This is a genomic window from Sulfitobacter pacificus (assembly GCF_030159975.1).
Classification (GTDB): Bacteria; Pseudomonadota; Alphaproteobacteria; order Rhodobacterales; family Rhodobacteraceae; genus Sulfitobacter; species Sulfitobacter pacificus.
Genome location: NZ_BSNL01000006.1, coordinates 21,754 through 35,786 on the forward strand (window position 1 = coordinate 21,754; position 14,033 = coordinate 35,786).

Here is a 14,033-nt window from a genome sequence, read left to right on the forward strand (position 1 = left end):
CAACGGTCCGTCATCCCAGCCCCCTCCTTTCCTCGACCCGGCTGCCGCTTGGGGTCGAACGCACATAGAAGCCTTGTGGAATAGCCTCCTGCACCAGCCCGACATGCGAGATCAGTCCCACAGCCCGGCTGCCCTCTGTCAGCGCAGCAAGAACCTGGATCACTTGGTCCAGCGTGCCCGCCCCATTCTCGGTGTCGAGGCTGCCGAAGCCTTCATCGATGAAGATCGTGTCCATTCGGATCTTGCCCGAAAGGCTCTCGACCACATCAGCTAGCCCAAGCGCGAGGGCTAGTGCCGCGATAAAGGTCTCGCCACCGGATAGCGTTGCTGTCGGACGCGCCTTGCCGGTGTTGATGTCGAAGACCTCGATTTCGAGCCCACGCTTGCCGCGGCCGCCAGATGCCTCAAGCCCGCGCGTCAGCCGGTAGCGACCACGTGTCATAGGGTCGAGCCTCATATTCGCCGCATCGAGAACCTGGTCGAACATTGCACCGATCGCGAAGGTCTCGAGTGTCATCTTGAAATCGTTCTTGCCGTTAGCCAGATCGGCCAGCCCCCGGAGCGGACCGGTCTCGGTTTCAAGCCGCTCGGTTTCGGCCAGCGCCGCCGCAAGCGATTCCTTGAATTTGGTCAGTGACGATACATCTGTCCTCGCTGTGGCGAGTGCAGCGTTGGCCGCGTTCAAGGTCTGGGTGGCGTCTGCCAACGCCAGCTGAAGCGGGGCAAGATCCGGGCGTTCACGATCTGCGCAAGCGGCTATGGCGTTCTGCAATGTCGTGTGAGCCGCGATCAGGCCCTCACGATGATCGGATACCGTCTTCTGGTCGGCATCGAGGGTCGGGAAATGCGCCTTGCAAGCATCATATCCCGCTTTGTCCAGCCCGACCTCGGCAAGCCGAGCACCAAAATCATCTTGCGCCTTTTTCACGCGCTGTTGCTGCGCGTCGCGCGCCCGCTTTGCTGCTTCCAGCTGCTCTTGCGCACGGGTGAGCATTTCACCGGCGGCTCGGTCCTGTTGCGTCGCCACTTCCAGCGCCTCGGACAGTTGCCTTTGCTCTCTCTGTAAAGCCTCCCGTCGAGCGACAACCGCCTCGGGCGTGCGCAGACCTTCCGGCAGGGCCTCGATCACTGTGTCCAGCTTGGCGCGCGCGCCGGCAAGATCGGTCTCGGCCTTTCCCGCAGCGGTGCGCGCCGTAGCCTCGGCAGCTTCAGCCTCAGTCAGTTTCAGCTTGAGTTGGGCCAACTGCTCCGCCATCGCGTCTAAATCGACCGCTTCTCCAAGCGCGGCGACGTCGCCTTCAAGCCGTGCGATTTCAACTTCGAGTTCCGCTAACGTGCGCTCAGGACTTTCCTGTTCCTCGAGCGCCCGCTTCTTTTCGTCGAGCCGCATTCGAAAATTGCCGAGTTCGCTTTCGGCCCGAACTCTGGCTTCGGAGGCAGTTCTCGCCTGAACCTGCGCACTCCGAAACGCTTCGGTCAAACCAGATTGTTCGGGCATACCATGGGCAGGCGCAGGATGATCATGGGAGCCACAGACAGGGCAGGGCGCTCCTTCGGTCAACTTTTCGGCCAGAATGATCGCTTGCGTGCGCGAAAGCCGTGCCTCGGCATCTACCAATGCCGCATCAGCGGCTTGCGCCGCGTCGGTTCTTGTCGCCAGTTCGTTCGATGCCGCTTCTACATTTCGTTGAGCATCCGCGACAGCCTCTTGCGCCTTAACATGCGCCGCTGCCTTGACTCTTTCTCGGTTGACCTCGGCCAACTCACCGGTCAGCTGGCCTCGCACCGTTTCGGTCTTTCGCGCTTGATCAAGTGCCAGATCGGTCGCATCGCGCTGAGACTTGAGCTTCTCTCGGGCATCTATGGCCTCGGTCAGAGCCTTCTTCGCCGAACCTTCGTCCTTCGCAGCGTCGTCAAACGCGCTTCTAAGAGCCGCTGCTTGACCGACCTGGTTCTCGATCGCCTCCAACCTTGTCAGGTCAGCCTGAACTTGCTGCCGCCGGTCCTCGCCCGACTGTGCCTCAACAAGTTTTTTTCCCGCCACCTCCTTCGCGCCAGTGGCGATATCTAGTGCCGCCTCGACCTTTGTGACAGCCTCCACCGCATTCCGGCTTTCCTGCTCCGCATCGCGCAAAGCCGTCTCAAGATCACGGGCCTGAATGGCATTCCGGACAGCCTCAATGCGCTTGGCCAGTTCTTCGACCTCGCCCGTTTTCTTTTCTAGATTATCGAATGCCTGCTGTGCCGTGTCGACAGCAGAAAATGCTTTCTCGATTTGCTCGCCTTCGGTCAGAGCTTTACGCGCGGCTTCGGTAGCCATCGCCGCGCCGTTCTGAACTCCCTGCTTTTCTTCGACTTTTGTTTCGGCTGCGGCAATCCCGAGTTCTAGCGCCTCCGCGCTCTCAAAACCACGTTCCTCGAGTCGAGCCACGTAGAGAGCGCGCTGGTCGCGCAACGCTCGTTCTGCCTCTGAGGCTTCTTCTTTCAGCCGTGCGGCGAGATCTCGATAGATCTTCACGTCGAAGAGATCCCGCAATATCTCGACCCGCGCATCCGTTTTTGCGGCCAAGAACGTCTCGAACTTGCCTTGCGGTAAGAGCACGATCTGTCGAAACTGATCTGCCCCGTAGCCAAGCAGCGCCTCGACTTGCTGCCCAACTAGCGAGACTTTCTTTTCCGCAATGACACGGCCAGACTGACTCGGACCAAGAATGTCCACCGGAATCCCGGTGACGTCGAATAACGAGGCTTCCGACGCGTCCTCAGTGGTCCCTTCACCGCGTGCCTTCGGACGTTCCTGCGCCGGACGACGACGGATCAGGTAGGTCTTGGCGCCCAGCTCAAAGACAAATTCAACTTCGGTAGGTAGATCCGACGCGGCGTGATCCGAGCGTAGTGAACGTGGTTCTTGATCAGTCTTGGTCGGCGCCCCGAATAGCGCGAAGGACATCGCCGAAAACAGCGTCGACTTTCCCGCGCCGGTCTGACCATAAATCCCGAACAGACCCGTCTCCAGCGCGGACCGGAAATCGACTACCTCGGTTGTCGCAAATGGCCCGAAGGCTTGAAGCGATAGGCGAATGGGTCTCATGTCTGCTCCTCCCCGGAGGTTACCGCGTGGAGCTTTTCCGCGATGATCGCGACTTCGGTGGCGTTTGGTTCCCGGCCGCGCACAACCTTCACGAAGTCGACAATCATCTCGATTGGCGTGACCGCGGTCCGTCCGCTGCCGAGCGCCTTGGTCTCCGCAGCGCGCTCCTGCCGGGCATAGGTCAGATGGCAAGCATTGGGATAGGTCGCGCGTAACCGTTTCATCGGATCGATCAGAGGGTTTTCATCCGTCAGGATAGCCTGGATGAAATCGTCAGACGGCGTTCCTTCCAGAAGATCCGAGAATGCCCCAGTAAGCGAGCGAACCTGCCGGATCGGTCGGAACGGTACGATGCGGATCTCGACCCCTTCAGCTTTAAGATCGACGACTGTCATGGATTTTTCATTTCCCGCCTCGTCGAAACCGAAAGCAAGCGGTGCGCCGGAGTACCGAATATGGCTCGCGCCCACTTCCTGCGGCTTGTGCAAATGCCCCAGTGCAACATAGTCCGCCCCATCGAAGACATCGGAGGGAACAGTTTCTATGCCTCCGACTCGCGTCAGGGCGCGCTCGGTCTCGCCGACCGCACCACCCGCGACGAAAGCATGGGCCACGACGACCCAACGCGCTCCATCAGGCACCTGCCTCCTTGCCGCAGCGATCTGGGCGGCAACTACCTCCGCCGGCGCATTAATGCTTTCATCCCTGAACACCTCGCGTGCGGCGTATTCATAGGAAAAGGGCAGTGCGGAAAAGGCGACCTCGCCCTGCGCGTCACGCAGCACCAGCGGCGCTTCCACCGCATCGGCAATCCCCCGCACCAGCACACGAGACGCGGTGGAAAAGACAGACATAGCCTCGATCCTGTCGCCAGAATCGTGGTTTCCAGAGATCATCACCACAGCGGCTTCGGTCTCCTCTGCTACACGCTTGAGGAAGCGATTGAACTGCCGGACCGATGAATTGGGCGGAGAGGCACGGTCAAAAACGTCCCCCGCGATGACAAGAACATCAGCTCGTTCGACCACAAGCGCTTCAAGGATCTGACCCAGGATAACCTCATGATCCTCCTCGAGGCTCAACCCCATGAACTGCCGCCCCAGGTGCAGATCTGCCGTATGAAGTAGTCTCATCAGATCAATCCATTTTCTATACGTATAGTAAATGTATGGACTATGCGAGCGGAGTCAAGTATTACTCGGCGTATGAGCCTGAAAGCCCTCAAGCACGCGCAACGTGAGCGAATTTTGTTCCTCGACCAATGTCTGACCTGGAGAGGTCAGGCGAACCGCCGCGACTTGATCGAACGCTTCAATATCTCGATGGCACAGGCTGCCGTTGACTTTCGAACCTATCTTTCTCTGACGAATACGCCGCCAGTCTACGATGCCGCAGAGAAGGCCTATTTCTCGACCGGCGACCACTGCGCATTGACTGAGGCTGGCCCGGAACAAGTTTTCGAATTACTTGATGGCAAGGCGACATCGCTTGGCGCGAGCATCCCGCTGCCCACTCGCGTGATGGATTCCACCGTTGTCGCACAGCTGTACCGCGCCAAGATGGGCGAACGCGACATCCAGATTACCTACACCTCGATGACAAGCGGCCTATCCGACCCGCAGTGGATCAGTCCAGTTCAGTTCCATTTTGACGGAGAGGCAATTTATCTCCGCGCATGGAGCTATAATCACGAGGCGTACCGCGATTATCTCCCAATACGAATAACGAAACAAATCGACATGAAAACGCGGGAGAGACCTGCTCCCCTGCCTTTTGACACGGACTGGAACAGCTTAGTGCGCTTGTGGATACGTCCGCGTTCAGATCTATCTGATGCACAAGCGCGAGCCGTCCAGCTGGAGTACGGATTTGACGACAAGACGCATTTACTGATCGAAACTCGCAAGGCGCTCGTGTTTTATGTCGTTAGAAGATGGCGACTGAACCAGGAGACTGCGCGGCTCGAGTTGGAAATGACGGAACAGTTGGATACCTGAACCAGCTTTTCAGAACCAACTCAGAAACCGCCCGCAAGCTGTTCACGCAGTCCCTACCACATCTCTAGGCCCGACCCCCGAATTTAGCCATCCAGGGGTCCCTCAAGCGCAGGGAGCGCTCATTGATCCAATCGCGCACTGCCGCCAGCGGATCATCTGGATATTTCCCCTGCCAACACCGCTCTTCCGTGCACGGCCAAAGTTGCTGAAAACCTCTGACACCCAAACTTGTGGATCACATCGAGTACACGCGCTTCGTAGGCAGCATGTCCGATCAAGCGACACAAGTCGGACGCGTGGAACTGGCGGTTCGCAGTTGGTGCGGCTTGCATCTGTCTCAGCAATTCGCGCTCTTTGGGGTCCGTTATTGGTCTCGCGGGCGGCTTGACCGCGGGACGAGTTGGAGTTCCCGACGAATTTCGCCATCGGCGCATAAAGCCAAGCAGGAAGCCGGCCGGCACCCTGCCGTGGGAGTGGGCAAAACTTGGTGGTTAAGCGGCCCGCTTTGAGACGCCTAGCCTTCTGTCAAGGACAGCGGCCCGAGTGACGGCAACCCGTTGCGCGCCCCGCGGTGACCATCTCATGCGCCGCCGCTTGCCCATGCGGGTGTTGCCGATGTCATCAACACAGCCTTCTGCCCGGGACGACGAAACTGCGAGGCCATTCCGGTGTCGATGGCCGTAGTCTACGAGCGCGTCGAAGTTGTTCGCAAGGTAGGAATAGAGGTCCTGGCACCGGGCTTTGACCCGCTTGGCCGCTTCTCGTAATTCTCGGGTTTCGGCGTGCAGACGATCGCAATCGATCTGAAGAACCTTGAGGATTGTCGCGGCGGTCATCACTTTGCCGTGCCAAAGGTGCCAACGCAGTGTATCAGCAGGTCGCTCGAAGAGTAGCGGCAACCCTGAAAAGCCCTTCGATTGCAGAAGTCCCCGCACCGCATTTTCAATGTGCTTGACCCGCATCGAGATATGCCACCAGTCCAGTATGTGGGTGACGGGACCTCGAACGGCACGCCTCACCAAATTCGGCAGTGCAGGTTCGCCGTCTGAAATCACGGTCACTTTGCTCTGACCGTCCCAGCCCTGCGCGATCAGGTCATGTCGGAGCTGCTTTGCTGGAGAACCGGCGGCTTGCTGCACGAGACCAAACCGCCGGCTCATATTGGGGCTTTCAACCTTGCCGACTACAACATCGAGGTGCCGTTTCTGGTATTCAGGTCGACATCGTATGTGCGCACCATCCAGGAAAACGGTCAGTGGTGATGGCGGAGCGATTGTATCCGCGTCTCCTTGGCTTACGTTTTCGCGGCCTAGCTCGTCGGCGATGCGACCCAAACGATTTCGAACGGTCGTGTTCAATTGAGCCGAACAGGGCATGAACATTTCGATTAATCGAGCGGCTTCCCGAAACGAGTGCCTGGCCCCCAATTCAGCCTGCAGGCGCCGAAGTTCGGCAGTCGCACGGTCAGAGAATAACCCGGCAAGTGGTGATTGTGGCCCAGATTTCGCGACCCCAGCCGGTTGGCACAAGCAGCGTCGAAGCCTTGGCCACTTCACCCGAATTCGCCCGAAAAGAGTGTCGAGAATACGGCCTCGATCATCATGGATCGCGCGTTGTTTGCCACAGCCATCGCATTTCCGGCGAGCCTCCATTGCTTCACCGACCTGATCTTGCACAATCGTCTCCTGCAAACGCCTCAGTAAGGTCTTTGCGTCATTGAGGAGAAGGCCCAAACTCTCGGAACCAAACTCGTCCGGCGCACGGCGAAGTCGACCGATATTGCGCTTCTTGGTTTCTCCATCGTCAAACGTCGTCTCGACAAAAATGTTTACTTCCATGGTGGGTCCCGCCTTGTTCCGATACCTTACCCTACCACGTCGACCACCAGGTTTTGCCCACTCCCGTCGTGTCTCAGATTTAAGGGCAACGCGACACAAGGAGACCAGATCGAAGCCGCCGTCACGGCGGCCAGGATTGCGAGCAGCAACGGAAACGGTGCTATATTTGCGCCGCTCGCCATGGGTGGAGCAGGGGGGCTGCGTGCATCTGGTTCTCCGGACGAACGATTGGCCCGTTGGTTGGCGGGGATGGAGAGCGCTGTTCTAACGGCGATGCGGCATCTGGATCAGACTGAGGCTTGGACGGTTCAGGCAGAGGCTGAAATGGCGCCACTATCCGGCAAAACCCCTCCCGCCTTACGAGCTCTCTTTGCAGAATGGCCCCTTGTGTCTGCTCCAATGGCTGAGTCCCAGATTGGTTCCAGCCGCGCAGCCGTGCAGCGAAACCTTGCCTTGATGGAGGAAAAGGACTTGGTTCGTGAGGTGACAGGGCTGGGGCGGTTTCGAATGTGGCGGATTGCAACTTAGTATTTGCCTGGAATGTGGGCAGAAACACGCATAAGCGCGCTTATGGCAAATAATGCGCAGGGACCCGCTGTATGTTGTAAAAGCGAATTTTACGTCCCAGCACTTTGTCGATTGTGTTTTAGAGCTAGCTCCATCCATTCGCTTCCAAATTATGGGTGTTTGCATCAACCAGCCATCTATTTGGTCGGTGCGTTGGGTTTCGGGATCACTTTTTGAAATTCAATTCATTGGCGAGCTTTGAGGTTTCTCGTAATTCTGCCAGAGCTTCCTCTCTTTCTTTTATCTCGGCGCGAAGCTTATTTTCGAGGATTTTTGATATCCTTGCCCATTCGCGAAGCTGCGCTCTTGAGCCCCTGTTTTTATATATTTCTAACCAAACTCTTATATCTTCAAGCTTCATTCCGAACCGACGACCTCGCAAGATCAGCTTGAACCGCGCGATCTGTTTGCGATCATAACTTCGTTCACGCCCTTGTAGCGTGGGTTTGAGAAGTTCGAGATATTCGTAATACCGCAGGGTTCGGGGGGTGACGTCGAATTTCCCGACCATCTCTTTGAAGGTGAGCGTTTCGTCATCGGACTTGTTCATGGCGTCACTCCGTTCTGATATATGGTCGTGTTAGCGTCTCGTCGTCTAATCCTAACGTGAACTGGCGAATAACCCTTTGCTGGTTTTTCGATATGCGGACGGCGAATCCCCTGAAACCCGCCGGAAAAATCGCGACAGGCTGGCAGTTTCCGAAAAACCGAGGCGATCTGCAACTTCAGCCAGCGGTAAGTCGGATGTATCAAGAAGCTCCCGTGCGCGGCGCAAGCGCACGCTATCGATAATCTGGCGATAGCTCATCGACTGACTGGCAAGTTTTCGATGTAAAGAGCGTTCTGACAAATGAAGCGTTTCGGCCACTTCCGGCGCATTGGGAAAAACGCCGCGCACCTGCATCAACACCTGATAAACCGAATTTGCTGTTCCGGTATGCTTGGGGCCGGTTTCAAGCATATTCTCGCACAAAACACGATAGTTTACCGCAAGAAGGGCATTCGCCAGCGGCAGTTTCAGCGCGCCTGTTCCAGGATGAAAGTGAATGCAACTGCGCGGTGCGCGATACACGATTTCGGTTTGCCAGCGCGCTTCTAGGTTCATCCAGCCTTTCGGGCGGTCCAACGGGCATTCGATCAGACGGATGGGCAGGTTTTCTTGACGCAGGTCCCGGAAGAAGGTCGGGCCGGACCCAAGCAGCCGTTCATGAACAAAATCCAGAAGATCGGGCGGTACATACTGGTCGTCGGCAACAAACCCTGTTGCAAAACCTTCATCGTCCTCTGTGATGTCATATGCCAGCAGTGCGTATCCCAGCCCCTGCATTTGCGTGAAAACCCTCAGCCCCGCTGTCACATTCTCTGAAACTAGCGTGGCAAGCCCGATAGGGCCATACGAGATCAGGCTGTAACGCAGACCGGTGACAAAAGCGACACCTTCAATATGCGCTGTACTCCGGCAAAAGGCACGCAGGAATGTGAGTTCCTGAATACCGTCCAGCGTGCCCCATGGATCCGAGAGAAGGCTGAGCTGCAAACCTGCTTCTTTGAGCAATGGGTCAGGATCAATGCCGTGTTCGATCAGCACGTCACACATGAACTGGATGCTATGTTTGGGAAGACGCAGGTTTTGGAGCAAGCCCACCTTCATGACGATGACCTCAAAATTCTACTGATGGGTAAATAATATCGATTTGGCAGAAAATGTCAAATTTGTGGCGTTTTCGGACATTCCCTGCCAGTCCTAACCCTGCGATGCTTGATGCAAGAGATGGGGGAGGGTTAGGGACACGGTCGCGATCAGATGCACTTTTGCGCCATTTGCAAATCCATGATTTGTTACCGCCCGATTGCTGATCCGACGTATGATAAAACCCGCCAAACTTGCTGATAGTATTCTGCTTTTCCGGGAACGATTTATCCCGGGCAGCGCATCATTCGCCTTGCAGGAGAAACTTCTTGGGGCGTGAAACCGGGAGGAAAACTATGAAACGTCGGAATTTTCTACGCAGCGCCGGGGCGCTAACTTTGGCCAGTACCTTGCCTGCGCCAATGGTTCTGCGGGCCGCAACGCCCGAAGATTATCACATTGCGGGCATTCTGTCTTTCTCGGGCGCATACGGCTTGATCGGCAATGACATGCGCAAAGGCGCGGAACTTGCCGTGGCCATGCGGGGTGGCGAATTGTTGGGCAAAAAAGTCCGCTTCAGCTGGGAAGACGATGAAACCAAACCCCAGCCCGCCGTACAAAAAGCAAGCCGGCTGTTGGCGGAAGGCACGCAATTGATGTTTGGCGCGGTCAGCTCAGCGTCGACTCTGGCACTGCAAAGCCTGTCCACACAGCGCAAGGTGCCGCATCTGGTCACGATTTCCGCAGACGACAGCATTACCAAGATGGACGGTGCGCGTTACTCATTCCGTACGTCCAACACGTTGGCCATGGAAATGAACATGTGTGTTGAATTCGTAAAGAAACGCGGGATCAAGAGAGTATACGCGGTCACGGCTGATTATCAGGCCACGCGCAGCGCCTTTGACGACTTTGCCGCAAAAGCAAAAGCCGCCGGTGTCGAGATCGTCGGGAATGACTTTGCCCCGCTTGGCAACCGCGACTTTTCGGTCATCATCGACAAGATGGCGCGTTCGGACGCCGATGGTATTCTGGTTGTGGCAACGGGCAATGACGGCGTCACCTTCTGCAAGCAGGCAGGTCAGGTTGGGATGGGTCAGAACAAAGTGCTGTTCGGCCCCGTGCTTCAGGATGAAATCTTTGCAGCCGCGACAGGCGAGGCCGCATTGGGCGTGAACTCCGGCGTGCGTTATCACTTCTCGCTCGACAATCCGGCAAACGCCGAATTCGTGACGGCCTACCGTGACGCAAACGGTGACTACCCTTCGGCCTTCGCGGGCGAGGCATTTGACGGTCTTCGCTGGTGGATGGATGTCATCGAAGCGACTGACAGCTGGGATGTGGAAACCTGGGTCGATGCATTTGAAACATCGGTCTATGAAAATTCGGTCGAAGGGCGCAAGGAAATGCGCGCTTGTGACCATCAGGCCAAACAGGTCGGTCTTTGGGGTGAAGTTGTGAAGGGCGAGGCACCATTGCCGGACCTCACCATGAAAATCACCGAAGAGTTTTCGGCAAATAGCCTGTTTAGCGACTGTTAATCGATCCTCCCTGAACTGGGCGGCGCTGTTCCCTCGCGACATGCGTCGCCCGCTTTTTTGGGGTGAAACTGAGGAACCCTGAATATGTCCATTATCGTGATCGGGCTGAGTCTCAGCTTTCTGCTGTTTCTGCTGGCAGCGGGCTTGACCCTTATTTTTGGCATGTTGGGGGTGATCAACTTTGCCCATGGCGCGCTTTATATGCTTGGCGCGTTTGTCGGGTATCAAATTGTTCATATGACCGGATCGTTCTGGTTGGGACTGCTGTTTGCGCCGCTGATCGTCGCCTGTGTTGGTGCGCTGATCGAAATTTTGGCGCTGAAACAGGTCTATGACCGCGACCACATTTTTCAGCTTTTACTCACTTTCGGATTCATTCTGGTCATCGACGACGCGACAAAGATGATCTGGGGATTTGACTATAAGCAAGTGCCGACACCAGAAATCTTCATGGCACCGATTTCCATGTTTGGCAGTCAAATACCGTCATACCGGCTTTTTGTAATCGGTTTTGGTGCAGCGGTTTCTCTGGCACTGTTCTTGCTGCTGGACCGTAGCAAATGGGGCATGATTATTCGCGCCGCCAGTTCCGATCCGGAAATGGCTCAGACACTCGGTGTAAATGTAAACCGGGTTCGCACCGGCGTCTTTGCGCTTGGTGCGTATCTTGCGGCTCTTGGTGGCGTGGTTAGCGCACCGTTGGTGCCGATCGAACTGGGCATGGGATTCAGCGTTATCATCGACTGTTTTGTCGTGGTGATTATCGGCGGGCTTGGGAACATTCGCGGCGCAATCCTTGCGTCGTTGCTGTTGGGCATGACGCGGGCGGCCGGATATACCTACGCAACTGAATGGGTCGAACTACTTACCTTTGCCCTGTTGATCGGAACGCTGATGTTCCGGCCTGCGGGCTTGTTTAGCACAAAGGGGCGTTCGGCATGACACGCAGGATTATCGGTCAGGCCCTGATGGGCATTATTATCGCAGTTATGATTATCGTTCCGTTTTTTGTGCAGGATGAGCAATGGGTGAACCTTGTCAGCCTGATCCTGATCTGGGCCTTGTTCGCAATCGGCTTTGATCTGGTCTTCGGGGTGACAGGTATGCTGTCATTCGGCCATGCGGCGTTGTTCGGGGCAGGGGGTTATGCGCTCACAATCCTCACCCTCAGCTATGGCGTCGGTTTTATACCGGGCCTTTTTGCAGCGGCGATTGTCGGAGCGGTGCTGGCTTACCTGATGGGGCTTTTTGCGCTTCGGGTTTCGGGGCTTTTTTTTGCACTGCTGACACTGGCCCTGGCGCAGATGATGTACATCCTTGCGTCCAACAAGCTGCGCGCAATCACCGGCGGATTGGACGGTATTCCAGGCGTGCCGCGGCCTGACTTGTTCGGGATCAATTTCTACGACAACCACAACTATTATGGGTTTATCGTGGCGGTTTTCCTGATCGGACTGGCGCTGATGGCATTGCTGCGTGGGTCGCCATTCGGGCGGGCATTGCGCGCGGTACAGGCGAACGACGTGCGCGCCGCGCAACTCGGATACAACGTCCATAGCTTGCGCCAATCGGCGTTTATCGTTTCGGGTGCGTATGCAGGTGTTGCAGGAGCCCTGCTGGCATCGTTGATCTTCTACATCTCTCCGCAAATGCTGCATTGGTCCACATCGGGCGACGTTTTGATCATGACCGTGCTGGGCGGCAAAGGCACATTGCTAGGTCCGATTCTTGGCGTGGCCTTGTTTGAATTACTGAAAGAAGAACTGAGCCAAATCACCCAATATTGGTACGGCATCCTTGGTCTGGTGTTCATTTTTGCCACCATCTTCCTACGCAACGGTATTGCCGGAATGTTCCAAGGTGATCAGGACGAAGGAGACATGCAATGACTGCCGGATCATTGAGTTGCAACGATATTCAGGTCTCCTTCAGCGGGTTGAAAGCTGTCAACGGTGTGACGTTCGACTTCCAGCCGGGTCAGCTTTACGGGATTATCGGACCTAACGGTGCGGGCAAGACCACGTTGATGAATGCGCTTTCGGGTCATGCCAAGCTAAGCGGTGGTCAAGTGATGCTGGACGGGCGCGATGTAACGGGCCTGTCGGTGCATAAACGGACCCGCATCGGTCTGGGCCGCAGTTTCCAGATCACCAAGATCTTCGCCGGCATGTCGGTGCTTGAGAACCTTCAACTTGCTGCTTTTGCGCATCTGTACAGGTTGCAGCCCTTCTGGCTTCCGGCGGGCCGCTTTCCTGCAGTCAGGGAACGGGCCGAAAGCGTTCTCGAAGAGATCGGCCTGACGGTGATGGCGCACCGCCCCGCCGAAACCTTGTCTCACGGCGATCAACGCGCATTGGAAGTCGGGCTGGCATTGCTGAGCAACCCATCGGTCCTGTTGCTCGATGAACCATTGGCCGGTGTTGGACATGACCAGATCGGGCCTGCGATGGAGCTGATAAAACGGATCGTCAAGGGCCGCACCGTGCTGCTGATCGAACACAACATGGACGTTGTAATGCGGGTCTCCAGTGCTTTGGTCGTGATGGTTCAAGGGCAAATTCTGGCGTCTGGCAGCCCTGAAGAAATCCGCGCAAACGCCGAGGTGCGAGCGGCTTATCTGGGAGAAGAGGAATGAAGCTGCTTGCGTTGGAAAGCTGCAATGTCACTTATGGCAAGGCGCAGGCGTTGCATAGCGTGTCGATCGAAGTCGCACAGGGCGAAGTTGTTTCGCTGATCGGGCGCAATGGCGCAGGCAAAAGCACCATTCTCAAGACGATCATCGGTTTAAAGCAACCGGTTTCAGGGCGCAGAGTCTGGAAAGGGGACGACGTTACCGCGCGACTCCCGAACCAACTGGGCCGTCTGGGCATTGGGTATGTCCCCGAAGACAGGCGCATTTTTGACAATCTGACAGTGCATGAAAACCTGCGCATCGCAACCGTCATGGGACGCACTGGCGCATGGACCGAAACCCGGATTTTTGAAATGTTTCCGGTGCTGCTTGATCGCGCGTCACAGGCGGGAAACACGCTTTCGGGCGGCGAACAGCAAATGCTGGCGATTTCGCGCGCGCTTTTGACTAATCCGGAACTGTTGCTGCTGGACGAACCGACTGAAGGCCTTGCCCCGCTGATCGTTGATGAATTGGTCGATTCGATGCGGCGGATCAACGAAGAAGGTATGACGCTTTTGCTGGTTGAACAGAACCTGCGCGTGCCGATGAAATTGGCCCATCGACAGTACGTTGTCGACAACGGGACCGTCCAGTGGAGCGGCACGACAGCAGATTTGCTGGCCAACCGCGAAGAGATCGAAAAGCTCATCAGTGTATGAGTTCAGACTGGCAAGGCGGGAAAATCCCGGAAACCA

Annotated in this window: 11 protein-coding genes and 2 pseudogenes; 7 read left to right on the top strand and 6 right to left on the bottom strand. The window is 56.5% G+C overall.

The window, feature by feature from the left end:
- Window positions 1–10: 10 nt before the first annotated feature.
- Both QQL78_RS19055 and QQL78_RS19060 read right to left on the bottom strand, forming a co-directional pair.
- Window positions 11–3,091, bottom strand: a complete 3,081-nt coding sequence (locus tag QQL78_RS19055) for an AAA family ATPase (protein WP_089423655.1) — start codon at window positions 3,089–3,091, stop codon at window positions 11–13.
- Window positions 3,088–4,224, bottom strand: a complete 1,137-nt coding sequence (locus QQL78_RS19060) for an exonuclease SbcCD subunit D (protein ID WP_089423654.1) — start codon at window positions 4,222–4,224, stop codon at window positions 3,088–3,090. Before QQL78_RS19060 ends, QQL78_RS19055 begins: the two co-directional genes overlap by 4 nt.
- Window positions 4,225–4,296: 72 nt before the next feature.
- On the opposite strand from QQL78_RS19060, the gene QQL78_RS19065 reads away from it, so the two are divergent.
- Window positions 4,297–5,088: a BrxR family transcriptional regulator gene (locus tag QQL78_RS19065; RefSeq protein WP_089423653.1), complete on the top strand. Its 792-nt coding sequence runs from the start codon at window positions 4,297–4,299 to the stop codon at window positions 5,086–5,088.
- A gap of 152 nt (window positions 5,089–5,240) precedes the next feature.
- On the opposite strand, the pseudogene QQL78_RS19070 reads toward QQL78_RS19065, so the two are convergent.
- Window positions 5,241–5,567 (bottom strand): annotated as a pseudogene (locus tag QQL78_RS19070) (hypothetical protein); the annotation flags it as partial.
- Between the two features lie 12 nt (window positions 5,568–5,579).
- The gene (locus QQL78_RS19075; protein ID WP_078543006.1) at window positions 5,580–6,926 is read right to left on the bottom strand and encodes an ISKra4 family transposase; all 1,347 of its coding nucleotides are present in this window, start codon (window positions 6,924–6,926) and stop codon (window positions 5,580–5,582) included.
- A gap of 45 nt (window positions 6,927–6,971) precedes the next feature.
- Between QQL78_RS19075 and QQL78_RS19080 the strand changes: the two are divergent.
- Window positions 6,972–7,454: pseudogene (locus tag QQL78_RS19080) on the top strand (helix-turn-helix domain-containing protein); the annotation flags it as partial.
- A gap of 205 nt (window positions 7,455–7,659) precedes the next feature.
- Here QQL78_RS19080 and QQL78_RS19085 read toward each other — a convergent pair.
- A complete protein-coding gene (locus tag QQL78_RS19085; RefSeq protein WP_064223622.1) occupies window positions 7,660–8,043 on the bottom strand; it encodes a MerR family transcriptional regulator in 384 nt (127 codons plus the stop codon).
- Window positions 8,044–8,094: 51 nt separating this feature from the next.
- Window positions 8,095–9,144 (bottom strand): AraC family transcriptional regulator, encoded by a 1,050-nt coding sequence (locus QQL78_RS19090; protein WP_089423652.1) that lies wholly within the window; start codon window positions 9,142–9,144, stop codon window positions 8,095–8,097.
- Between the two features lie 335 nt (window positions 9,145–9,479).
- Between QQL78_RS19090 and QQL78_RS19095 the strand changes: the two genes are divergently transcribed.
- The 5 genes from QQL78_RS19095 (at window position 9,480) to QQL78_RS19115 (ending at window position 13,997) form a co-directional block, all read left to right on the top strand.
- Window positions 9,480–10,664 (top strand): ABC transporter substrate-binding protein, encoded by a 1,185-nt coding sequence (locus QQL78_RS19095; RefSeq protein ID WP_067296557.1) that lies wholly within the window; start codon window positions 9,480–9,482, stop codon window positions 10,662–10,664.
- A gap of 84 nt (window positions 10,665–10,748) precedes the next feature.
- The gene (locus QQL78_RS19100) at window positions 10,749–11,606 is read left to right on the top strand and encodes a branched-chain amino acid ABC transporter permease (protein ID WP_064223625.1); all 858 of its coding nucleotides are present in this window, start codon (window positions 10,749–10,751) and stop codon (window positions 11,604–11,606) included.
- Window positions 11,603–12,553 (top strand): branched-chain amino acid ABC transporter permease, encoded by a 951-nt coding sequence (locus tag QQL78_RS19105; RefSeq protein ID WP_082894733.1) that lies wholly within the window; start codon window positions 11,603–11,605, stop codon window positions 12,551–12,553. Before QQL78_RS19100 ends, QQL78_RS19105 begins: the two co-directional genes overlap by 4 nt.
- Window positions 12,550–13,299 carry an ABC transporter ATP-binding protein gene (locus QQL78_RS19110; protein ID WP_064223626.1) on the top strand — a complete coding sequence of 250 codons (750 nt, stop codon included), beginning with the start codon at window positions 12,550–12,552 and terminating at the stop codon, window positions 13,297–13,299. The genes QQL78_RS19105 and QQL78_RS19110 overlap by 4 nt, the downstream gene beginning before the upstream one ends.
- Window positions 13,296–13,997, top strand: coding sequence for an ABC transporter ATP-binding protein (locus QQL78_RS19115; protein WP_176832926.1), 702 nt, complete (start codon window positions 13,296–13,298; stop codon window positions 13,995–13,997). The genes QQL78_RS19110 and QQL78_RS19115 overlap by 4 nt, the downstream gene beginning before the upstream one ends.
- Window positions 13,998–14,033 lie beyond the last annotated feature (36 nt).

What these genes read in the sequence shown, in the direction of transcription:
- QQL78_RS19055 (WP_089423655.1), bottom strand. Translation starts at nt 3,091, where the DNA reads ATGAGACCCATTCGCCTATCGCTTCAAGCCTTCGGGCCATTTGCGACA.
- QQL78_RS19060 (WP_089423654.1), bottom strand. Translation starts at nt 4,224, where the DNA reads ATGAGACTACTTCATACGGCAGATCTGCACCTGGGGCGGCAGTTCATG.
- QQL78_RS19065 (WP_089423653.1), top strand. Translation starts at nt 4,297, where the DNA reads ATGAGCCTGAAAGCCCTCAAGCACGCGCAACGTGAGCGAATTTTGTTC.
- QQL78_RS19075 (WP_078543006.1), bottom strand. Translation starts at nt 6,926, where the DNA reads ATGGAAGTAAACATTTTTGTCGAGACGACGTTTGACGATGGAGAAACC.
- QQL78_RS19085 (WP_064223622.1), bottom strand. Translation starts at nt 8,043, where the DNA reads ATGAACAAGTCCGATGACGAAACGCTCACCTTCAAAGAGATGGTCGGG.
- QQL78_RS19090 (WP_089423652.1), bottom strand. Translation starts at nt 9,144, where the DNA reads ATGAAGGTGGGCTTGCTCCAAAACCTGCGTCTTCCCAAACATAGCATC.
- QQL78_RS19095 (WP_067296557.1), top strand. Translation starts at nt 9,480, where the DNA reads ATGAAACGTCGGAATTTTCTACGCAGCGCCGGGGCGCTAACTTTGGCC.
- QQL78_RS19100 (WP_064223625.1), top strand. Translation starts at nt 10,749, where the DNA reads ATGTCCATTATCGTGATCGGGCTGAGTCTCAGCTTTCTGCTGTTTCTG.
- QQL78_RS19105 (WP_082894733.1), top strand. Translation starts at nt 11,603, where the DNA reads ATGACACGCAGGATTATCGGTCAGGCCCTGATGGGCATTATTATCGCA.
- QQL78_RS19110 (WP_064223626.1), top strand. Translation starts at nt 12,550, where the DNA reads ATGACTGCCGGATCATTGAGTTGCAACGATATTCAGGTCTCCTTCAGC.
- QQL78_RS19115 (WP_176832926.1), top strand. Translation starts at nt 13,296, where the DNA reads ATGAAGCTGCTTGCGTTGGAAAGCTGCAATGTCACTTATGGCAAGGCG.